Annotated in this window: 22 protein-coding genes; 18 read left to right on the plus strand and 4 right to left on the minus strand. The window is 40.2% G+C overall.

Going from position 1 to position 20,305, the window contains the following annotated elements:
• The first annotated feature begins 8 nt into the window (after window positions 1-8).
• From AC4CU2_RS07295 to pyrF, 14 genes are all read left to right on the plus strand, one after another.
• Window positions 9-578, plus strand: a complete 570-nt coding sequence (locus AC4CU2_RS07295; RefSeq protein ID WP_490768543.1) for a prepilin-type N-terminal cleavage/methylation domain-containing protein — start codon at window positions 9-11, stop codon at window positions 576-578.
• Window positions 568-1,089: a type IV pilus modification PilV family protein gene (locus AC4CU2_RS07300; protein ID WP_490768544.1), complete on the plus strand. Its 522-nt coding sequence runs from the start codon at window positions 568-570 to the stop codon at window positions 1,087-1,089. Before AC4CU2_RS07295 ends, AC4CU2_RS07300 begins: the two co-directional genes overlap by 11 nt.
• Complete coding sequence (gspJ, locus tag AC4CU2_RS07305; protein ID WP_087013490.1) at window positions 1,086-1,706, plus strand: type II secretion system minor pseudopilin GspJ; 621 nt, start codon at window positions 1,086-1,088, stop codon at window positions 1,704-1,706. Before AC4CU2_RS07300 ends, gspJ begins: the two co-directional genes overlap by 4 nt.
• 78 nt (window positions 1,707-1,784) lie before the next feature.
• Window positions 1,785-2,735, plus strand: coding sequence for a type II secretion system minor pseudopilin GspK (gspK, locus tag AC4CU2_RS07310; RefSeq protein WP_114836890.1), 951 nt, complete (start codon window positions 1,785-1,787; stop codon window positions 2,733-2,735).
• A 122-nt stretch (window positions 2,736-2,857) separates the two neighbouring features.
• Window positions 2,858-3,454, plus strand: coding sequence for a 6-pyruvoyl trahydropterin synthase family protein (locus AC4CU2_RS07315; protein ID WP_004696854.1), 597 nt, complete (start codon window positions 2,858-2,860; stop codon window positions 3,452-3,454).
• Between the two features lie 41 nt (window positions 3,455-3,495).
• Entirely contained in the window at window positions 3,496-4,209 is a 714-nt protein-coding gene (ung, locus tag AC4CU2_RS07320; protein WP_004696856.1) for a uracil-DNA glycosylase, read from the plus strand.
• Window positions 4,206-5,327 carry an enoyl-CoA hydratase/isomerase family protein gene (locus AC4CU2_RS07325; RefSeq protein ID WP_490768545.1) on the plus strand — a complete coding sequence of 374 codons (1,122 nt, stop codon included), beginning with the start codon at window positions 4,206-4,208 and terminating at the stop codon, window positions 5,325-5,327. Before ung ends, AC4CU2_RS07325 begins: the two co-directional genes overlap by 4 nt.
• Window positions 5,328-5,332: 5 nt before the next feature.
• Window positions 5,333-5,833, plus strand: a complete 501-nt coding sequence (gene tadA / locus AC4CU2_RS07330; RefSeq protein WP_005401161.1) for a tRNA adenosine(34) deaminase TadA — start codon at window positions 5,333-5,335, stop codon at window positions 5,831-5,833.
• A gap of 75 nt (window positions 5,834-5,908) precedes the next feature.
• Window positions 5,909-6,340, plus strand: coding sequence for an SRPBCC family protein (locus AC4CU2_RS07335; RefSeq protein WP_004696860.1), 432 nt, complete (start codon window positions 5,909-5,911; stop codon window positions 6,338-6,340).
• Window positions 6,341-6,357: 17 nt separating this feature from the next.
• The gene (cmk, locus tag AC4CU2_RS07340; RefSeq protein WP_004984817.1) at window positions 6,358-7,041 is read left to right on the plus strand and encodes a (d)CMP kinase; all 684 of its coding nucleotides are present in this window, start codon (window positions 6,358-6,360) and stop codon (window positions 7,039-7,041) included.
• A 113-nt stretch (window positions 7,042-7,154) separates the two neighbouring features.
• Window positions 7,155-8,831 (plus strand): 30S ribosomal protein S1, encoded by a 1,677-nt coding sequence (rpsA, locus tag AC4CU2_RS07345; protein ID WP_004696863.1) that lies wholly within the window; start codon window positions 7,155-7,157, stop codon window positions 8,829-8,831.
• 161 nt (window positions 8,832-8,992) lie between these two features.
• Window positions 8,993-9,298 carry an integration host factor subunit beta gene (locus AC4CU2_RS07350; RefSeq protein ID WP_004696865.1) on the plus strand — a complete coding sequence of 102 codons (306 nt, stop codon included), beginning with the start codon at window positions 8,993-8,995 and terminating at the stop codon, window positions 9,296-9,298.
• 17 nt (window positions 9,299-9,315) lie between these two features.
• A complete protein-coding gene (locus tag AC4CU2_RS07355) occupies window positions 9,316-9,681 on the plus strand; it encodes a lipopolysaccharide assembly protein LapA domain-containing protein (RefSeq protein ID WP_004696867.1) in 366 nt (121 codons plus the stop codon).
• A gap of 238 nt (window positions 9,682-9,919) precedes the next feature.
• Window positions 9,920-10,600 carry an orotidine-5'-phosphate decarboxylase gene (gene pyrF / locus AC4CU2_RS07360; RefSeq protein ID WP_004984814.1) on the plus strand — a complete coding sequence of 227 codons (681 nt, stop codon included), beginning with the start codon at window positions 9,920-9,922 and terminating at the stop codon, window positions 10,598-10,600.
• A gap of 128 nt (window positions 10,601-10,728) precedes the next feature.
• On the opposite strand, the gene AC4CU2_RS07365 is transcribed toward pyrF, so the two are convergent.
• The gene (locus tag AC4CU2_RS07365) at window positions 10,729-11,637 is read right to left on the minus strand and encodes a LysO family transporter (protein WP_490768546.1); all 909 of its coding nucleotides are present in this window, start codon (window positions 11,635-11,637) and stop codon (window positions 10,729-10,731) included.
• A 45-nt stretch (window positions 11,638-11,682) separates the two neighbouring features.
• Entirely contained in the window at window positions 11,683-13,188 is a 1,506-nt protein-coding gene (locus AC4CU2_RS07370; protein WP_490768547.1) for a flavin-containing monooxygenase, read from the minus strand.
• Window positions 13,189-13,337: 149 nt separating this feature from the next.
• Between AC4CU2_RS07370 and AC4CU2_RS07375 the strand changes: the two genes are divergently transcribed.
• The 4 genes from AC4CU2_RS07375 (at window position 13,338) to AC4CU2_RS07390 (ending at window position 19,028) form a co-directional block, all read left to right on the plus strand.
• On the plus strand, window positions 13,338-14,345 hold the full coding sequence (locus AC4CU2_RS07375) for an AraC family transcriptional regulator (protein ID WP_490768548.1): 1,008 nt from the start codon (window positions 13,338-13,340) through the stop codon (window positions 14,343-14,345).
• Window positions 14,346-14,430: 85 nt separating this feature from the next.
• Window positions 14,431-15,582: a cell division protein ZapE gene (zapE, locus tag AC4CU2_RS07380; RefSeq protein ID WP_004696878.1), complete on the plus strand. Its 1,152-nt coding sequence runs from the start codon at window positions 14,431-14,433 to the stop codon at window positions 15,580-15,582.
• Between the two features lie 362 nt (window positions 15,583-15,944).
• Window positions 15,945-18,107 carry a malate synthase G gene (locus tag AC4CU2_RS07385; RefSeq protein WP_279740871.1) on the plus strand — a complete coding sequence of 721 codons (2,163 nt, stop codon included), beginning with the start codon at window positions 15,945-15,947 and terminating at the stop codon, window positions 18,105-18,107.
• Between the two features lie 258 nt (window positions 18,108-18,365).
• Window positions 18,366-19,028: an SOS response-associated peptidase family protein gene (locus tag AC4CU2_RS07390; protein ID WP_490768549.1), complete on the plus strand. Its 663-nt coding sequence runs from the start codon at window positions 18,366-18,368 to the stop codon at window positions 19,026-19,028.
• A 5-nt stretch (window positions 19,029-19,033) separates the two neighbouring features.
• On the opposite strand, the gene AC4CU2_RS07395 is transcribed toward AC4CU2_RS07390, so the two are convergent.
• Both AC4CU2_RS07395 and AC4CU2_RS07400 read right to left on the minus strand, forming a co-directional pair.
• Window positions 19,034-19,498 (minus strand): MarR family winged helix-turn-helix transcriptional regulator, encoded by a 465-nt coding sequence (locus AC4CU2_RS07395; RefSeq protein ID WP_004696885.1) that lies wholly within the window; start codon window positions 19,496-19,498, stop codon window positions 19,034-19,036.
• Window positions 19,499-19,651: 153 nt separating this feature from the next.
• Entirely contained in the window at window positions 19,652-19,969 is a 318-nt protein-coding gene (locus AC4CU2_RS07400) for a hypothetical protein (RefSeq protein ID WP_004696886.1), read from the minus strand.
• Between the last annotated feature and the right edge of the window lie 336 nt (window positions 19,970-20,305).

Below are 20,305 nucleotides of genomic sequence, written 5' to 3' on the forward strand. Positions count from 1 at the left end.
TAGGATGTATGAAACAGAAACCACCTTCAAGGATTCAAGGATTTACACTAGTTGAATTGATGGTGGTTATTGTTATTATGGCCATTATGGCATCATTGGTAATGTTGAATATCAATGGTGTCGACCAACGTAAAGCAGCGCAAGCTCGTGATTTTTTTATCATGGATGTACAGAAAATTGCACGTGAGGCAAATGATCAAGCACGTGTTTTGGCACTAGAGGTTCATCCTGCGACCGATGTGGCTGATTTTTCTTATTCTGTTGTTGAATATAAAAATCCTCAATTTACCATACCCACAGAACAACAAAATAATGCAATGCTGAATCAACAAAAATGGCAAAAATATAATGAGTTCCCACAGCAAGTGTTAGCCAAAAATGTTTCTTTTGTTGTGCAATCCTTAGACTATGATGTTTCCCAAGCCCGAAACGAGGATTTAACCCAAGAGAATGCACCTAAACTGATTTGGTTGGGGAATGGCGAAGCCAAACCTGTTCGTATTCAATTTTATTATGCCAATGAGCCCGTGGGTGCAGAAATTGAAATTGATCATTTGGGTAAAATAAATGCGAGCTAAAGATTTAAACAATAGTCTGCCGGCTTGCGCTCGGATGAAACGTTATTTCATTAATCCTCGTACTTCAAACATAGCTTTTGGCCTTGCTTGTAAGGCAGTGCCTCTCAGATCCAACCTTGCTCAAGTTAACCGTGTCGCAGGATTTACATTGCTGGAAGTGATGGTGGCGCTGGCTATTTTTGCTACGGCAGCGGTCGCTTTAACCAAAGTAGGTATGCAATATACTCAGTCTACAGCCCATGCCATCTTGCGTACCAAGGCACAATTTGTTGCCTTGAATGAAATTTCGATGATGGAAATCAATCGTGATTGGCTACAAGGCACGGCCTCTAAACAAATCACCCAACAAGGTGAAACTTGGCAAATTGATAAATCAGCGCAGGCAACGATTAGTACTAATGTGCAACGCGTCAATGTACAAGTGAGCTTGGTGAATACTGAAACTGGAAAAGCAGATTCGGGTGTTACGAGTTTAGTTTTTTTTAACCATCGTGATGGAAGCCAACCATGACAAAACGCTCAGGCTTTACTTTGGTTGAGTTATTGGTGGCAATCGCGATTTTTGCTGTGCTTTCAGCTTTGGGTTGGAAGGTTTTTGATTATCTGATCAAGATTAAAGAGCGTAATACCCAACATGAACAACGCTTAGGTCAGCTACAAGAAGCATATCAACAAGTGTTACGTGACACGGTGCAAATTGTACCAATTACTGCCAATGTTACGGGGCAGGTTCAACCCGCAGTCATGTTGCAAAATGGTCAGTTGACCTTTAGTAAAACTGGCGTGACTGATCCTTTGATGCAAGGCATACCGCCTGAAGAGCGAGTTGAATATATTTATAAAGCAGATGAAAAAAAACTGTACCGTTATAAATATAAAAATTTAAATCAAACAGGTAATGATCAACCTGAAACCAGTGTTCTACTTGATTCAGTTGATCAATTTCAAATTATGTTACTCAATCCCAATGAAATGGCACAATGGCCTGAGGTGGCATTGAGTGAAAATGATGTGACTCAGGCAAAAATACTACCGCGCGGTTTAAAAATAAACCTCACTGTCAATGAAGTGAGTTATGAATGGGTGTTTAGTTTATTAAATACAGACTTTTTAAAACAAAAAAATTAAGTTGCAGGATATGAAACTCACGGACTCTATGCAAAACCATTTTTCCTTAAATGTATTCGTTGTAAATAGGTGGATGTTTTGAAGCGCTCTCAGCATGGCATTGCATTGATCACCATTTTGGTGATGGTGGCTTTAGCAACCATCCTTGCGGCTACGATTGCGAAACATCAGCGCAATACCGCAGAGAGTACGGCTTATTTAATGCGACAAAACCAAGCTCTATTATACGCAAAAAGTGCTGAAGCTTTTTTTTCTGAGCTGTTGGTGGATGATGCTCAAAATGCAGCAGAAGTCGATCATCTACAAGAAACGTGGGCGAAGCCCATGCCTGCTTTTCCAGTGGAGGATGGTTTTGTTTCTGGGCGTTTAGAAGATGAGTCAGGAAAATTTAATTTAAATGCTTTAGTTAAGTCGGATAAAAAGCCGAATGAGGCTGCAAAACTTTGGTTTGAAAAGCTGTTGGTCCGTGTTGGATTGCCTGCACAGCTTTCAGAAGCAGTGATTGACTGGCAAGATGAAGATGATGAAGTCAGTGGGCCGATGGGTGCTGAATCTGCTTATTATCAAAGTTTAGCACAGGGGTATTTGGCATCAAATCGTGCTTTTTATAATGTTGAACAGTTGAAGTTGGTGCGGGGGTTTGAGGGGCGCAATTATCAACTGATTGCACCTTATGTGAGTGCTTTACCGAATAACGAATTAAGGGTAAATATAAATACTGCACCTGCGCTGGTGTTGGCCAGCATTGATCCTAAGTTGGATGTATCTGCTATTCAAAATTTACAAAAGCAAAGACAGGCCAATTTGGAGCATTTTTCCAATGCTAATGAACTGTGGGAGATTGATCCGTTTAAGCAAGTGGACGAGGCTCAGCGGGCTGCTGTTAATGATTTTCTCGGGGTACAATCGAACTATTTTAAAGCGAGAATTGAAGTGTTGCTGAGTGAGCGTAAGCGTCAGTTTAGTAGTGATTTGGTGCGAAAAGATCAAGCGGTATATGTGGCTTATCGGAGTATGTCACCTTTTTAAAGGGTAAATATAAGACTGATATGATTTGCAAATTGGATTGAACAATAAAATAAATAAGCATAGGTTTACTTTTGCTTTATAATTAAAGTCAATTCTCAGAAAGTTTGATTGCATTACGGCATATGTTAATTCGTAAGTTATTTAAGTTTGAAAATGCCCATATTGTACGCAACTGTACATCGGATCGTTGTAAACGCTCTATTCATGGTCATAGTTATAAAGTTGAATTACTCCTCAAAGCATCGAAATTAGATCATGGTCAAATGGTTTATGACTTTGGCTTGCTGAAAGGGGTGATTAAAGACCTTTATGACTCTTTTGATCATGCGATTTGTTTTTGGCAAAACGATGATCCAGAATATATCCAAGCATGTAAAACATTTAGTGCACGTTGGGTGTCGCTGCCTGTTTCGCCATCCGCTGAACAATTTTCACGTATTTTCTTTTATCTTGCACAGCAAGTACTTGCGTCTACCGTGACTCAAAACGGTGAAGGCGATGTGGAAGTGTACTCGGTGATTGTGCATGAGACTGATACGGGCTATGCACAGAGTTTTATTGAAGATATTGAAAATACACAGATGGGGCTTTTAGATTTAAGCCAGATCGAGTTTTCAGAACAAATCCAAGCGGAATGGGCGGACACTGAAATGTATACCAAATTAAAAGAAGGTATCCAATTTCACAATCCGAATGTAGAATTGCAAGTCAAACTGTGAAATTTGTCACGGAATATACAGTAAGGGAATAAGGCGCAAGTATGTCTTTAACAGAACAACAGCAAACCAAGCTTGATAAAATTCAGCTGGATGCCAGTTGGAAACATGGATTAAGTGACTTTTTGCTTAGTACTAAGATGGATGCGTTAAAGCAGTTTCTTGTTACAGAAATAAAAGCGAATAAAGTGATTTATCCGCCAAATGCGCTGATTTTTAATGCATTTAATACGACGCCTTTGGCGAATGTAAAAGTGGTAATACTCGGACAAGACCCATACCATGGGCCGAATCAGGCACATGGGCTCAGTTTCTCTGTGCAAAAGGGGCTTGCTTTACCACCATCTTTACGTAATATTTTCCATGAGTTAAATAAAGATTTAGGAATTGATATTCCTAAACATGGGGATTTAACTCGTTGGGCGCAGCAAGGCGTTTTGCTTTTGAACAGTGTATTAACCGTTGAAGCTGGTCAACCTACATCACATCAAAAACAAGGTTGGGAAGACTTTACCGATCATGTGATTGATGTTTTAAATGAACAGCGTGAGCATATTGTTTTTATTCTTTGGGGAGCATATGCGCAGCGGAAAGGACAACGGATTGATCAAGAAAAGCATTTGGTGTTAAAGGCGGCACATCCGTCACCTTTGGCAGCAAACCGTGGTGGATTCTTCGGTTGTAAAGTTTTTTCAAAATCCAATAATTATCTTAAACAACATGGCATTGAGCCTATAGATTGGCAGCTGGACGCATGACATATTCTCCCGTTTCTAAAAACTACCATCCAGATTTGATTGTAGAAGAAGCAAAAAATGGTTGGCGCATTGTTCGTCTGAATAGACCAAAATCACTTCACGCTTTAGATGAAACGATTGTTTCAGCTTTATTTGAAGTGTTTCAAGATTTTCATAGCGATGACGCAGTAAAAGCCATTTGGTTGGATTCAACCACACCAAAAGCATTCTGTGCGGGTGGTGATGTACGTAAACTTCGTCAATTGGTGATTAACGATGAAGTTGAAACAGCCAATCAGTTCTTTGAGCAAGAATATGCTTTAGATTTGTTACTACACAACTATGCTAAGCCTGTCTTGGTGTGGGGTGAAGGTTATGTCATGGGTGGTGGTTTAGGTCTGTTTATGGCAGCGCCATTCCGTTTGGTGACGCCGCATTCACGATTAGCGATGCCTGAAATTAATATTGGTTTGTACCCAGATGTGGGTGCAACGCGTTTCTTGGCGGACCGTGGGGCAATTGGTTTGTTCACGGGCTTAACGGGTTCGATCATGACGGCTGCGGGCGCATATGGTATTGGTTGGGCAACACATATCTGTGATGCGCAGCGTAATACGGTGCTTGAGAAAGTCATCAATATAGACTGGAGTCATTATCCAGCAGGTGATTTTAGAGCCATTGATGATACATTAAACAGTATGCATCGTCCGGTAGGCCCAGGTCCATTACAGAATTCTTTGGATGTCATTCATAGTGTGTGTCGTGGTGTGAACTTCGAGCATGATTATGATGCTATTGTTGGTTTAAGTGATGCACGTAGTGATTGGCTTCGTCAAGCCAGTGAAAACTTGCAAAAAGGCTCACCAACAACTGCTGCACTAACATGGTTGCTATGGCAGTGGGGTAAGCCGGTTCATTCTTGGAATGAAGTGTTTGAGCTTGAAACGCAAATTTCAGACTGGAAAATTCGTCATGCAGACTTTGTTGAGGGTGTGCGTGCGCGTTTAGTGGATAAAGACTTGTCACCAGCATGGAAACAAGGGGCTAGTAACAGCTTAAAGGGTATTTTTGCTGGTAATCCACCGACAACGAGCATTGAAAGTTGGAATGAACTCCTTAAACATTACGATGTAATCTAATCTTTATGACTGATGTTTTAAAAATAGATAGTGAATGGATGCAGCTTGCTTTAGAGCAGGCTGCTATTGCAGCGTCAAAAGGTGAAGTCCCAGTCGGGGCAGTCATTGTGAGTCAAAATAAAATTATTGGTTCGGGCTTTAATGCGCCTATTACGCTAAATGACCCTACCGCGCATGCTGAGGTTCAAGCACTTCGCGATGCTTGCCAAAATACACAAAACTATCGTTTGCCTGATGATGCGGTCATGTATGTGACACTTGAGCCTTGTACCATGTGCGTGGGCGCTTTGGTGCATGCACGCGTTTCAAAAGTGGTATTTGGTGCGACAGAGCCGAAAGCGGGTTCTCTTATAAGTGCACGTAAATTATTTGAAACGGGTTATTATAATCATCAGTTCTTGGTTGAGTCAGGTTGTTTACATGAGCAATGCTCACAGCAGCTCAGTCACTTTTTTAAAATGCGCCGCGAACAAAAGCGACTATCCCGTCTACAAGAAAAGGGATGAATCCATTCGTAAAATAATAATTTCATGTAAAATGAAATGACAATAATTATTGTCAAATAAGGCGCTGGAACCACCATGAATAATATTCAGATTAAAAAAGAATTTAATGCACCTGTAGAGCAGGTATTTGATTTACTTTCTAAACATTCAACCTATAACGTCGCTTTTGCACCAGTTCAAGTGGTGCGAGTGAAAGATTCAGCAGATCCAGAACGTCCTGATGGGCTTGGTTCTGTGCGTCGTATGGGTTTTGGTCCAATTAAACCTTTGCAAGAGCAAATCACATTAATGAATGTGAATGAACGTATTGAATACAAGATTATTAAAAATCCACTCATCAAACATCATTTGGGTATTATTGAGTTTGAGCCGATTGACTCGAATAAAACGTTAGTGACCTATACGATTGAATTACAGGCACGTGCACCTTTTGTAAGTAAATTAATCCTTGCACAGCTTAAATCTGCGATTAAACTAGGTTTTTCAAAACTCGCTAAATCTGTATAACAAACTTTGGGTAAGCAATGACAGTTCAAATAATCACAATTGATGGTCCAAGTGGTTCGGGTAAGGGCACACTGGCTGCAAAAATAGCAGCCCATTATCAATTTCATTTACTTGATTCGGGAGCGTTATATCGCTTGTTGGGCCTGTCATTGCATCAACAAGATTTGTTGGATGCTTTGTCAAGCGAACTGAGTCAGTGTGTCGAAATTGCTAAACATTTAGACATACAATTTTTAAGTTCTGCACAAGGCACACAAGTCTTGCTCAATGGTGAGGATGTTAGTCAAACCATTCGAACTGAGCGAGTTGGTGAGTTTGCATCAAAAGTTGCAACAATTCCTGAGCTTAGAGCTGCGCTAGTCGATCGTCAGCATGCTTTTGCACAAGCACCAGGCTTGGTTGCAGATGGTCGAGACATGGCCACATCCATCTTTCCAGAGGCTCAAGCCAAGATTTATTTAACCGCTTCAGCCCAATCTCGTGCTGAACGCAGAGTAAAGCAGTTGCAGGGTATGGGGCTGGATGCTAAAATAAACGATATTTTAGCTAATATTGAGGCGCGTGATAAACGTGACATGGAGCGCGAAGTTGCTCCACTCAGACCAGCAGCTGATGCCTACATCATTGATAGTTCTGAATTGAACATTGATGAGGTATTTCAGCTTATGACGGCTTATATCGATAAGCAATTAGCAAACTAACGAATTTTTATATTCAGCAGAAGCATAGCTTGATCAGTTCAAAATGGACTATGTAGACGCTTAACTAAACCGGCCTTGTCTGATCCAAGACCGCTGACTTTATCAGGTATATCATGACCGAATCTTTTGCAGCCCTCTTTGAAGAAAGCGAATTAAACCTCAACGTTGAAAAGGGTGCTGTCATCCAAGGCGTTGTAGTAAACATCGATTCTGATTGGGTAACAGTTGACACTGGCCTTAAATCAGAAGGTATTGTTGACCGCGCTGAATTCTTAAATGAACAACGCGAACTTGAAGTTCAAGTTGGCGACACTGTTGATGTTGTTGTTGAAGCGCTTGACAACGGCATGGGTCAAACAGTTTTATCACGTGAAAAAGCGAAACGTGCTGAAACTTGGACTAAACTTGAAAAAATCTTTGAAGACGGCGAAATCGTTACTGGTGTTATCTCTGGTAAAGTTAAAGGCGGTTTCACTGTTGACATCGGTCCAGTTCGTGCGTTCCTTCCAGGTTCTTTAGTTGATACTCGTCCTATTCGTGATACTACTCACTTAGAAGGCAAAGAGTTAGAATTTAAAGTAATCAAACTTGATGCTAAACGTAACAACGTTGTTGTATCTCGTCGTGCTGTTATGGAAGCTGAATCTTCAGCTGACCGTGAAGCTCTTCTTGCTCAGCTTGAAGAAGGTCAAACAGTTACTGGTACTATCAAAAATCTTACTGACTACGGCGCATTCGTTGACCTTGGCGGTATTGATGGTCTTCTTCACATCACTGACATGGCTTGGAAGCGTATCAAGCACCCATCAGAAGTTGTTGAAGTTGGTCAAGAAGTTACTGTTAAAGTACTTAAGTTTGACAAAGAACGTAACCGCGTATCTTTAGGTCTTAAGCAATTAGGCGAAGATCCATGGTTAGCGATCATGAACCGTTACCCTAAAGGTTCAATCGTTAAAGCTCGCGTAACTAACTTAACTGACTACGGCTGTTTCGCAGAAATCGCTGAAGGCGTTGAAGGTTTAGTACACGTTTCTGAAATGGACCACACGAACAAAAACATCCACCCATCTAAAGTTGTTCAGATTGGTGACGAAGTTGATGTTATGGTTCTTGAAGTTGACGAAGAGCGTCGTCGTATTTCTCTTGGTATCAAACAAACTCGTGCTAACCCATGGGAAGAGTTTGCTAAGAACCACGACAAAGGTGAAAAAGTTTCAGGTACTATCAAGTCAATCACTGACTTCGGTATCTTCATCGGTCTACCAGGCGGTATCGATGGTCTAGTTCACTTGTCTGATATTTCTTGGAACGAACAAGGCGAAGAAGCGATTCGTCGTTACAAGAAAGGTGACACAGTTGAAGCGGTTATCTTGTCTGTAGACGCTGAAGGCAACCGTATCAGCCTTGGCATCAAGCAAATGAACAGCGATCCGTTCAACGATTTCTTAGCTGCTAACGAACGCGGTGCACTTGTAAAAGGTACTGTAACTGCTGTTGACGCTCGTGGCGCAACACTTAAGTTAGCTGACGAAGTTGAAGCGACTCTTAAAGCATCTGAAATCAACCGCGACCGCGTTGAAGATGCAACTAAGTTCCTTGAAGTTGGTCAAGAAGTTGAAGCGAAAATCATCAACGTAGATCGTAAATCTCGCTCTATCAACTTGTCTATCAAAGCGAAAGACGAAGCTGAAGAGAAAGAAGCAGTTGCTAACTTGAAGACAGCAACTACTGGTCAAGACAATGGTCCTAAGACTATTGGTGATTTGATCAAAGCTCAAATGGGCAACTAAGTAGATGTTTGAATTGTATTGTTAATGTAAGTTAACTAATACTTTTTACACAAATACAATAAACGGTAGCGTAGTATTCACTTATTACGCTACCGTTTTGTATTTAAACAGGTTATTATCAATCTATCTACAAGGTAGCTTGATAATTAAAGAGGTCGCAGATGACTACTGAAGCACTTAATAAGTCTGACTTAATAGAGCGTATTTCTCTTAAAAACCCGCACTTAGCAGAGCCATTAGTGGAAGAAGCTGTTAAGATTATGATTGATCAAATGATTGCATCTTTGTCTTCTGATAATCGTATTGAAATTCGTGGTTTTGGTAGTTTTGCACTCCATCACCGTGAGCCTCGTGTTGGGCGTAATCCTAAAACGGGTAAGTCGGTAGAAGTGGCTGCTAAAGCTGTTCCACATTTCAAACCAGGTAAAGCATTACGTGATGCAGTAAACGAGACTGCAGGCGAATAAAATTTATTGGGGTGCTTATGCGTTACGTATTATTCGCATTATTAATTGTACTGTTTGGCTACTGCCTAGCTTTGGTACTACAAAACGGAACTGAGCTAACCGTTGATCTGTTGTTTATACAGGTTCCAGCAATGCGTTTAGGTCTATTGTTATTATTAACAATGGCTTTAGGGATTGTGTTGGGTTTGTTAATTGGTGTTCAGGTATTTCGTGTATTCCAGAAAGGTTGGGAAATTAAGCGACTACGTAAAGACATTGATCACCTTCGTAAAGAGCAGATTCAATCCGCTCAGCTGGCTGCTGCAGAAGCAGCAGCACATACAAGACATGAGAAAACGGTGTTAGACATCAATCCTAATGATCGTCCATCTACACCGCTTTAAGCCACAATATCAAGTAAGATTTCTATCTTAGAAGTATTGAAGCAAGTTTGATTTAAACGCCTTTGGATATATAGCTAAAGGCGTTTTTTATTGTGATTTAAAATATTGATAACTATATAAAAAGTATATGAATAAAGAACTTAGTTTGAATTTTAAATGGTTTTTAGAAAAATAGTCTTGGTCGTTTTAGGCTTAATCCGTATAATGCCATAATTTTGTGAGTTTGAAGGGTCTCCCCATGAGTATTATTGTTGCCTTAGATGCAAAAAGTCATTATGACGCAATGACAATTGCTGGGCAATTAGACCCTCAATTATGCCGTGTAAAAGTCGGTAAAGAATTATTTACCCATGAAGGCTCATCTATTGTTAAAGCTTTACATGGTGAAGGCTTTGAAGTCTTTTTAGATCTAAAATTTCACGATATTCCAAATACGACTGCGCAAGCGGTATGTGCTGCTGCAGATATGGGGGTTTGGATGGTAAATGTCCATGCTTCAGGTGGCCGTAAAATGATGGAAACTTGCGTTGAGCGCTTAAAGGCGGGTAACTATAACACTCAACTGATTGCAGTAACGGTGTTAACCTCGATGGGACGTGAAGATTTAGCCGATATTGGTCTGGATATTGAACCATTTGAACAAGTCAAACGTTTAGCAAAACTGACTAAAGACAGTGGTTTAGATGGTGTGGTATGTTCAGCGCAAGAAGCAAAAATGCTGCGTGAGGCTTTGGGTTCAGAGTTTGCCTTGGTGACGCCGGGCATTCGCCCTGAGGGTTCAAGTGCGGATGACCAAAAGCGTATTGTAACGCCAAAACAAGCAATGTTAGACGGTGCAACACATTTAGTGATTGGTCGACCAATTACGCAGTCTGCAAATCCGTGTCAGATGCTCAAAGATATTTTAGCGACGCTTTAAGCGACTAGAAATCTAAAAAGCCTTTCATTCGAAAGGCTTTTTTATGGATTAAATTTTAAAAAGATTTTTTTGTTGAGCTAAGTGGCAATAGCAAAATAAAAAGACAGCATTGAATAGAACACTATGCTTTACAGAGCAGCCAAGACACTCACAACAATTGGTGCCAAAACTGACAGGATGAAACCGCTCACCATGGCATGTGGAATAAAGTCATTCCCACAGGCTTGTTTGACCATTGGTAGTGTAACATCCATTGCTGTAGCTCCTGCAGATGAAATTGCGGAGCGAGGGTAACGCCAGCCAATGATGTACATAAACACAATCGCAAAGATTTCTCTGAACAAATCATTCATCAGAGCAATACTGCCTAAATGTGCATTCTTTAACTCTGTGACCACAATGCCAGTCATAGAGTAGAAACCATAACCTTGAGACAACATAATCAGGTCTTTTAGTTGAATGCTCGGAACAAAATAGGCCGTTACAAACGCCCCGATAATTGAACCAAGAATACAACCAAGTGGAACGAGCAGTATTTGCCAGTTCAACCATGAACGATCTAGTGGCGAATAGGCTAAATCAAGCCCGATCAGAAACATGAAAACCAGTAACAAGTTCCATGTGCTGATATGAAGGGTATAACCGAAACCTGAAAATAACTCCGACAATCCATAACCCAAGGCCAGTGCGATAAATGCATAACTGATATTGATTAATGACTTGCTCACAAGGCTCATGGACACTTTGCCATGACTCGGTTGATAACCCAAAAGTTTAAATAATATGTAACAACAGACAAAAGCACCGATACTGGTCATAACTGCTAAAAGAGCTGCATGATTGAGTATCTGCCAAGGTTCGGCAATGCTATGCAAAGTCGTTGAAAACTCAATCGCAATTGCAATTAAGAGAATATACGTAAAATAGGGCAGGATTTGAAAGGCAAGTCGTTCAAGCCATTTGGGCAAACGACGCGCCAAAACAAATCCAAGTGCTAAACAAATAAGAAGCTGAAAAATCAACCAAAACGATTGCATGTCAAATAAAGTGTGAAAAAATACTAACTTATTATGACCGCGATCTTAATTTATTGCTTGACTATCTTGCTTGGAATTTAAAAAACGATAGTCTGCTGGATTGGCTTTTCGTGTTTTTAGCCAATACCTCCATGTATAGTTGGGCCATAAAGAGAAATTTTTCCCGTCCTCTTGTTGATACCAACTGACGCAGCCAGATTGCCAAATGGTATCTGTAAATTGACTTTGTAAATACTGATTAAATTGGTCTTGAATATCTGCTTTCACAACGATTGCTTGAGATTGGATTTTTTCTGCCATCTCGATGAGCTGTAGAATGTAATTTACTTGTGACTCAATCATAAAAATAACTGAGTTATGACCTAAGACTGTATTAGGCCCTAAAAGCTGAAATAAGTTTGGGAAACCTTTGGTGCTAATTCCATAGTAACTTTCGGCCCCATCTTGCCATGCGTCTGTAAGCTCAACATGATTCAGCCCTGTACAGCTAAAGGATTTAAGATAAATACGTGGGTCAGTCACAAAACCTGTGCCATAGATGAGGCAGTCAATTGCACGCTTCTTCCCATCTTTGGTGATGATACTGTCCTCAGTTAATTCCAAAATATCATCGGTAATCAACTCAACATTTTTACGGTTAAAGCTTGGGTAATACTTGTTGGAGACCAGGATGCGTTTACAACCCATAATATAGTTGGGAATCAGCTTATCTGCGGTTTCAGGGTCTTTGACTTGATGGTGAATATACGCTTCTGCTAGTTTTTGTGCATATTTCATGACCTTTGGTTTCATAATGGGAACTACACGAGATTCATTTGTCCAATACAGACGAGCTCGATGAATTTTTCGAAACCAATCAAATCGATTAAACAGTGTTTTCTCAATCGGTAAATAACGACGTTCATCCCGAGGAATAACCCATGCAGCTGTCCTTTGTAGTACGTAGAGTTGCTTCACTTTTTCTGCAATTTCAGGAATATATTGAATCGCGCTACCCCCAGTGCCAATAGAGGCAACATTTTTATTGCTGAGGTCATAGTTATGATCCCACTGTGATGAATGGAAAACTTTGCCTTTAAATTTCTCGATACCCGAAATACACGGAATTTGTGGTACATGCAGCGGACCAGATGCGAAAATAACAAATTGAGCGGTCAGAGTTTCATTTTGATTAAGGGTGAGTTGCCATAAACACTGATTTTCTAAGTAATGTGCAGCACTGACTTCAGTATTAAAGCGGATATAAGGCTGCAATTGATGTTCAGCGGTAAGTGTTTGCATGTATTGATAAATTTCAGGTGCTTCAGCATAACGTTTAGACCAGTCGGTCTTGGGTGAAAAAGACAAGGAATAGAGATGTGACTGTACATCACAAGCAGCGCCCGGATATTGGTTTTCACGCCATGTGCCACCTATGTCACTGGCCTTTTCCAAAATTACAAAATCACGAATATTATTTTGCAAAAGGCGAATAGCCATAGCTAAACCACCAAAGCCTGCACCAATAATGGCGATTTTTACCTGAGGGGTTGTTGAATTTGCTGCCTGCATTTGTTTTTTCCTTTTTGTTTTACTTAATTGTAGAGCAACTATCCAGAAGGTCTATGATAGCCCTGACAAGAAAATTGATAGATTCGGCAATTGTTGTACGCTAGGTGGCTGTAGTAAAACATAGGCCAATATTTTGCTTTTAATTGATTATGAAACGTTCTGTACTTGGCTTGATGTATTTGATGCAAGGAATGCGTAAAGCAGGAGTCGCAGTCGATCAAAAGTTACAAAGCATTGGCTTACGTGTGGAGTCGCTTGATCCGAATGCGATCATCCATCCTGCTCTAGAGTGGGATATTTTGAAAATCATTGCAGAGGATATTGAGCCTGAGCAAGGCTTGTTCATTGGTCAGCATTATGTCTTGGCGGGATATGGCCCTTTACTGATGTTATTGATGACCAGTCCAACGACACACACCGCGTTAGAACAGGGTATTCGCTATCAAAGTTTGACGCATTTGAGTGGCTTATTGGGTTTAAAAAAACAAAATGATCAAGTCGCACTATGTTATCTACCGCGAGACCTACAAACGTCTGTGGGACAGTTGCGTGCACATTCTGAGATAGCGGGAACCTATAAGTTTTTACAAGATATTTATAAGATGATTGGGCTGGAAATGCCTGAGATTCGAATTACTTTACCTGTTGCACGACCTGAAGATGCGAAAAAACTGGCGCTCTATCAGCAGGTTTATGGTCAACAAGTGAGTTTTGGTACGCAGCAAGCTGAATTTTGGTTTGACGAATGGGTTTTAAATGTACCAATTCCTTCAGCAGATTTGATGACATTTAACGTTTATGCAGGCAAATGTCAGGCGAAATTACAACGTTTGGAAGAAACGGCAGAGCAACCGAGTCTGATTCAACGTGTACAAGATTATTTGGAGTTGCAACGAGGTTTACTGCCGACCATGGCTGAAACCGCGCAAGCTTTGAATTTGCCAGAGCGAACCTTAAGACATCAGTTGCAACAGTTAAATAGCAGTTATAAACAAATTCGTGAGCAATTAATGAAAGATCGTGCACTACATTTGATGGAATATCAGGAATATTCCATTGAAATGATTGCAGAGTTATTGGGTTACTCGGAGCCTGCAGCCTTTAATCATGCATTTAAACGGTGGTTTGGTTACAGTCCACGACAATATGGGAAATAGCCTAAGCATAATTATGCCAAAGTGTTATATATTAACTTTTCCACTCCGCTATAATTGATATAGCCTAAAAACAGTATTAAATGATATGTCAGATTTTAATTCACCTACCGCATTCAGTCCTTTATCTCCTGCAGAGCGCTATGCGCAAGCCTTAGCATCCGGGCAGTTCATGTCTGATGAGGCACAAGCTCAGGCCGTTCATGAGTTGGATCGCGTTTGGCATGAATTAATTCAACGTTTTAAGGCATCTAAAAAAGCATTCCGTCGTTTCCGCCGTCAAACTTCTCCCCGTGGTGTATATATGTGGGGTGGTGTAGGTCGTGGTAAAACATGGTTGATGGATCAGTTTTATGACTCAATTCCTTTTCGTCGTAAAACACGGATGCACTTTCACCATTTTATGCAACATGTACATCGTGAGCTCAACAAGCTTTCAGGTCAGCGTAACCCTTTAGATGCAGTTGCGGATCAAATTTATAAAGAAGCAGTGGTTATTTGTTTCGATGAGTTCTTCGTCTCGAATGTGACGGATGCCATGATTCTTAGTGATTTGTTCCAAAAGCTTTTTGCACGTGGCATTACCTTGGTGGCAACCTCAAACATTGCGCCAGATGGTTTATATAAAAACGGCATTCACCGTGATCGTTTCATTCCAACCATTGAAATGGTGAAACAGCAGTGTGTGATTTTAAATGTAGATGCAGGCGTGGACTACCGTTTGCGTGTTTTAAAGCAAGCGCAACTCTTTAAATCACCTTTAACACATGAGCACCAACGCTGGATCGCACAGCGTTTTAGCGCATTGACACAGACTCAAACCATTTCAGATGAGCCGATTATTATTAATAATCGTATTGTAGAAACGGTCGGGCATACTGAAGATGTTTTATGGTGTGAGTATTCAGAGCTGTGTTTAAAACCCCGTAGTCCTGCTGACTTTATCGAAATTGCAAATATTTATAATACGGTGTTGGTGAGTAATGTTCCGCATTTGACCGATTATCTTTCTGAAGGCACACGTCGTTTTATTTATCTGGTCGATGAGTTTTATGATCGTGGGGTAAAACTGATTTTAACCTCAGAAGATACAATTATCGATTTGTACTCTGGTGATAAATTAGCCTTTGAAATTGAACGCACGCGTTCACGTTTATTGGAAATGCAATCAGATGATTACTTGAATGAAGCGCATCGACAAATACAAGCTGAAGCAAGTAAACAACAAGAAGAAATTTAAAAATATAAGCACCCAAAAGGGTGCTTTTTTTATGTGCATTTTCATCGATTAATTTATCGACTTTTTTGAATAATCATGGCTTAATCAGGATTGAAAATAGGGAGAATATTGGTTTTAAGTGTAAAAAATATACAAAACTGCACTTAAGTCTAATTTCGGCATTTCAAAAACTTAATAAACTACTAAAGAGCATTTTGTAAATTGATAATGCTTGTGCCTTGAGCAGTATTTTATTTGGTAGTTTGTATATTTTATTAAATAAAAAATGATCACTATTTCGCACGGTGATATTACTATTCAGCCAAGTTTAAATCGGTATACTAGAATCTCTTGTATAAAAAGTAGCAATATCAGGAAAGACAATGACTGCACGTATTCAAAAAGGCAAGTTAGCGATTGCTAAAGAACTTTACGATTTCATCGAAAATGAAGCACTTCCAGGTTCAGGTTTGGACAGTGAAACTTACTGGAAAAACTTTGAACAAGTCGTTGTCGATCTTAGCCCAAAGAACAAAGCACTATTGGCTAAGCGTGACGACATTCAAGCGAAGATCGATGAATGGCACCGCAACAACAAATTTGAACTTGGAGCTTACAAAGCTTTCCTTACTGAAATTGGCTACTTGGTACCAGAAGTAGAAGATTTCCAAATCAGCACAGAAAATGTAGATGAAGAAATCGCATTATTAGCTGGTGCGCAATTGGTAGTACCTGTGCGTAATGCACGTTACTGCTTAAATGCTGCAAACGCGCGTTGGGGCTCTTTATACGACGCACTTTACGGTTTTGACGTGATCCCAGAAGACGGTGGCGCGGAAAAAGGTAAAGGCTATAACCCTGTGCGTGGCGACAAAGTTATTGCATTTGCTAAAAACTTCTTAAATGAAACCTTCCCATTAGCGAATGGTTCGCATGCTGATGCGACAAAATATGCAGTTGAAGGCAAAAAGTTAGTTGTGACGTTAAAAGACGGTTCGACATCGACTTTGGCTAAAGAAGCACAATTTGTTGGTTTTAATGGCGAAGAATCGGCTCCAACAGAAATCGTACTTTTAAACAACGGCCTACACGTTGTAATTGAAATTGATGCGAACAGCCCAATTGGTAAAACAGATGCCGCTGGCGTAAAAGATTTAGTTCTTGAAGCTGCTGTAACGACTATTCAGGATTTAGAAGATTCGATCGCTGCTGTAGATGCAGAAGAGAAAGTTGAAGGCTACCGTAACTGGTTAGGTTTGATGAAGGGTACGCTTTCAGAGTCTATCGAGAAAAATGGTAAAACTGTTACGCGTACTTTGAATAAAGACCGTACGCACAAAAACTTGATCGGTGGTGAAACGAAACTTCATGGCCGTTCATTGATGCTTCTTCGTAACGTGGGTCATCTCATGACCAACCCTGCGATTCTTGTAGATGGTGCTGAAATCTACGAAGGTATCATGGATGCATTAATCACTCCGCTATTATCTTTTGCAGACATTAAAGGTGAAAACGAAAACAAGAACTCTCGTAAAGGTTCAATGTACATCGTAAAACCTAAAATGCATGGCCCTGAAGAAGTTGCTTTTGCGGTTGAGCTGTTTGAGCGTTCAGAACAAGCGCTTGGCCTGCCTGCAAAAACGTTAAAAATCGGTATCATGGATGAAGAGCGTCGCACTTCTGTAAACTTGAAAAACTGTATTGCGCAAGCGAAAGACCGTACCATCTTCATTAATACAGGTTTTATGGACCGTACAGGTGATGAAATCCATACCTTTATGGAAGCAGGTCCATTCGTTCGTAAGGGCGAAGTGAAATCACAAATTTGGTTCCCAGCATATGAAAACCGTAACGTGATGATCGGTCTTCAAGCGGGCTTACGTGGTAAAGCACAAATTGGTAAAGGCATGTGGCCAAAACCAGACATGCTTTTAGACATGTATAAAACCAAGATTGAACATCCAGAAGCGGGTGCAAGCTGTGCATGGGTTCCATCTCCATCTGGTGCTGTCATTCACGCGATTCACTACCACCAATGCAACGTGTCTGAGCGTCAAAAAGAATTATTGAATACTCAGCCTTTATCATTAGATGATTTGTTAACACCACCTTTAGCGACAGATACCAACTGGACTGAAGAAGAGAAAACCAAAGAGCTTGAAAATAACCTTCAAGGGATCTTGGGTTATGTTGTGCGTTGGGTTGACTTGGGTGTAGGTTGTTCGAAAGTTCCAGACATCAACAACGTTGGTTTAATGGAAGACCGTGCAACTTTACGTATTTCATCTCAACACGTTGCAAACTGGTTGCGTCACGGCATCGTATCTGCGGCGCAAGTTGAAGAAGTGATGCAGCGTATGGCGAAAATCGTAGATGAGCAAAACGCAAACGATCCGCTTTACACCCCTATGGCGCCAAACTTCGATGGTTATGCATACAAAGCAGCTTATGATTTAGTGTTTAAAGGCGGTGAGCAGCCATCAGGTTATACAGAACCACTTCTGCATGCTGCACGTTTGAAGTTAAAAGGTTATACAGGTGACTAATCTGTAAAGCTAAAAAAGCCTCTTCGGAGGCTTTTTTATTGGCTGGAATAAGTCGTATTGTGTCTATAGGGGGGCGATAGGTTTGATTTACTCACGTGTGAGAGGAGTCTATAGATTAGTGCTTGCTCAGAGCTATAAATGGGTTTAAGCGTGGGGTTGAATCAGTATCTCAACTAGACGATGCGGATAAAAGCCTTATACAATTCGCTATATAAAGCTCGTCATACTATTGTTAACCATCAAGTTAGATGAAAATCCATGTGCGCTAATTTTAAACCTCTAACCCTTGCTCAAGTACAACAGCTTGGTCTACCTGAAATTCCGTTTGATTATGTCGAAGAAGTCTATCCTGGTTATGAGCTGCCTTTATTGTTCAAATCAAATATAGGTCTTGAGTGGCGTAAGGTACATTTTGGTTTAATACCGAAATGGGCAGAAGATAAGAGTATTGCAAGCAAAACCTATAATGCTCGAAGTGAGACACTTCTGCAAAAGGCCAGTTTTATTGAGGCCACTTTCAAATATCAGTTTGGGGTGATCCCAGTTTTTGAATTTTATGAGTCCAAATATATAGAACAAAAGCCGCAGAGATGGGGTGTTAGACGACAGGATGGTCAAGTGATTTTTGTTGCTGCACTTTATGAAATCTGTCGTATAGCAGGCGAGGTAGTGCGTTCAGCCACCATGCTTACAATGGATGCTATAGACCACCCAATGATGCGGGAGTTTCATGAGCCGGGGAATGTGAAACGCTCAGTGATCGTGATTCCACATGAACGCTTAGAGGAGTGGCTCAGCTGGAAATCACCGAATATTCAATCCTTTGTAAAAGGCTTTCCTGTTGGAGAGTTTGAATGTTCACATGTGCCTAAAATAAAAGTCGAAAAAGAGAGTCCCCAACTCAACTTTTTCGACTTTTAAACGGTTTAGCGAGCTAAATTTTTAAACACGTGTTTTAAGCTTTCCATCATTTTTTCAATTTGCAAAGGTGTTAAGCCTTCAAATGATTGCTCAAGTACAACACTGGTGAGATCATTAATCTTATTGGTCATTTCAACACCTTTTTCGGTGAGAAGAACACGGGTGATACGTGCATCATCTTCACAAGAATAAGTTTCAACCAATCCTTCATCTTTTAAGCGATAAACAATTTTGGTGGTTGTCGACATTTTAGAGACCACCATGTCAGATAAATCAGAAACACTGGCATGTGGCTTTGAATCTAGAGCCAGTAAAATACGACGACGTGAGTTATCTAAACCATACTTTTTTAAAGCATGATCGACATTGAGTACATACTGTGCATGTACTTGCGTTACCCAGTAAAATGGAAAGCTTTCTAAAGAAAAATCTTCAGAACCTGGTAGGAACTTACTGTACTTTTTGGTCATGTGACGGATTCCCCGTGAATCGTATTTTTATTTTATAGATCATTTGAACACATTTTATGTGAACACTCATACACTTATCAATACAAAATTACTGGATTTCTCATCATAAAGGAAATCTGTTAAAAGAAAGCCTTGGCCAGTAATCAAGAAAAGTTAAGCGTGGTTGTTTAGAAGAGACAGGGTATAGCCGTCTTTATCTTGATGGAAGCTCACAATACTTTGAGCAAATTGTACAACTTCATCTTCGACTTCAGCATTCTGGTGAGAATCTAAAGAGAGTTTAGCCATGGGAACACCGTCCTGTAGAACGATAGGCAAGTGCATTTCAAACTTTTGGTTATTATGCGAAACCACAACTTTAACTTGATGCTGATCAAATGAGGAGTCTAAATGCAGATATGCGCCTTCATAGCTAGTATTGGCAAGCATTTTTGACGTCTTATTGAAGGTCAATGCTTTTTCATTGTTCATAGCGATGAATCCTGTCTTCGATTACTTTGATCGGATTGTCAATCCGCGCATCCTTGGTTTGGGTAATTGACCACTTTTACAACAATGCTGGTCGTGTTTCATTTTAGTGAAAAAAATGGATTTGTGAACTAGTGTTTTTAACAAAAAGTGTCATTCTTGGAAATCATAAATGTAGTGAATTGATATTTTTTAACTATTATTAAAATAAATAATTAAATAAAAACAATTATTTGGTTTTTATTTGAGATGGTTTTAATTAGAAAAACTAAAAAATGACCGCCGCGTCTAATCTTTAGAGAATGCGACAATTGGCATTAAGTGACAAAATTTCGAACA

It is taken from the genome of Acinetobacter sp. 797_lipA (genome assembly GCF_058243025.1).

Coding starts and splice junctions, on each gene's coding strand:
- tadA (WP_005401161.1), top strand. CDS start 5,333: ATGACTGATGTTTTAAAAATAGATAGTGAATGGATGCAGCTTGCTTTA.
- AC4CU2_RS07395 (WP_004696885.1), bottom strand. CDS start 19,498: ATGACCAAAAAGTACAGTAAGTTCCTACCAGGTTCTGAAGATTTTTCT.
- AC4CU2_RS07375 (WP_490768548.1), top strand. CDS start 13,338: ATGAAACGTTCTGTACTTGGCTTGATGTATTTGATGCAAGGAATGCGT.
- cmk (WP_004984817.1), top strand. CDS start 6,358: ATGACAGTTCAAATAATCACAATTGATGGTCCAAGTGGTTCGGGTAAG.
- gspJ (WP_087013490.1), top strand. CDS start 1,086: ATGACAAAACGCTCAGGCTTTACTTTGGTTGAGTTATTGGTGGCAATC.
- AC4CU2_RS07355 (WP_004696867.1), top strand. CDS start 9,316: ATGCGTTACGTATTATTCGCATTATTAATTGTACTGTTTGGCTACTGC.
- AC4CU2_RS07370 (WP_490768547.1), bottom strand. CDS start 13,188: ATGCAGGCAGCAAATTCAACAACCCCTCAGGTAAAAATCGCCATTATT.
- AC4CU2_RS07335 (WP_004696860.1), top strand. CDS start 5,909: ATGAATAATATTCAGATTAAAAAAGAATTTAATGCACCTGTAGAGCAG.
- AC4CU2_RS07350 (WP_004696865.1), top strand. CDS start 8,993: ATGACTACTGAAGCACTTAATAAGTCTGACTTAATAGAGCGTATTTCT.
- pyrF (WP_004984814.1), top strand. CDS start 9,920: ATGAGTATTATTGTTGCCTTAGATGCAAAAAGTCATTATGACGCAATG.
- zapE (WP_004696878.1), top strand. CDS start 14,431: ATGTCAGATTTTAATTCACCTACCGCATTCAGTCCTTTATCTCCTGCA.
- ung (WP_004696856.1), top strand. CDS start 3,496: ATGTCTTTAACAGAACAACAGCAAACCAAGCTTGATAAAATTCAGCTG.
- AC4CU2_RS07315 (WP_004696854.1), top strand. CDS start 2,858: ATGTTAATTCGTAAGTTATTTAAGTTTGAAAATGCCCATATTGTACGC.
- AC4CU2_RS07385 (WP_279740871.1), top strand. CDS start 15,945: ATGACTGCACGTATTCAAAAAGGCAAGTTAGCGATTGCTAAAGAACTT.
- AC4CU2_RS07365 (WP_490768546.1), bottom strand. CDS start 11,637: ATGCAATCGTTTTGGTTGATTTTTCAGCTTCTTATTTGTTTAGCACTT.
- AC4CU2_RS07325 (WP_490768545.1), top strand. CDS start 4,206: ATGACATATTCTCCCGTTTCTAAAAACTACCATCCAGATTTGATTGTA.
- AC4CU2_RS07300 (WP_490768544.1), top strand. CDS start 568: ATGCGAGCTAAAGATTTAAACAATAGTCTGCCGGCTTGCGCTCGGATG.
- rpsA (WP_004696863.1), top strand. CDS start 7,155: ATGACCGAATCTTTTGCAGCCCTCTTTGAAGAAAGCGAATTAAACCTC.
- AC4CU2_RS07390 (WP_490768549.1), top strand. CDS start 18,366: ATGTGCGCTAATTTTAAACCTCTAACCCTTGCTCAAGTACAACAGCTT.
- AC4CU2_RS07400 (WP_004696886.1), bottom strand. CDS start 19,969: ATGAACAATGAAAAAGCATTGACCTTCAATAAGACGTCAAAAATGCTT.
- AC4CU2_RS07295 (WP_490768543.1), top strand. CDS start 9: ATGAAACAGAAACCACCTTCAAGGATTCAAGGATTTACACTAGTTGAA.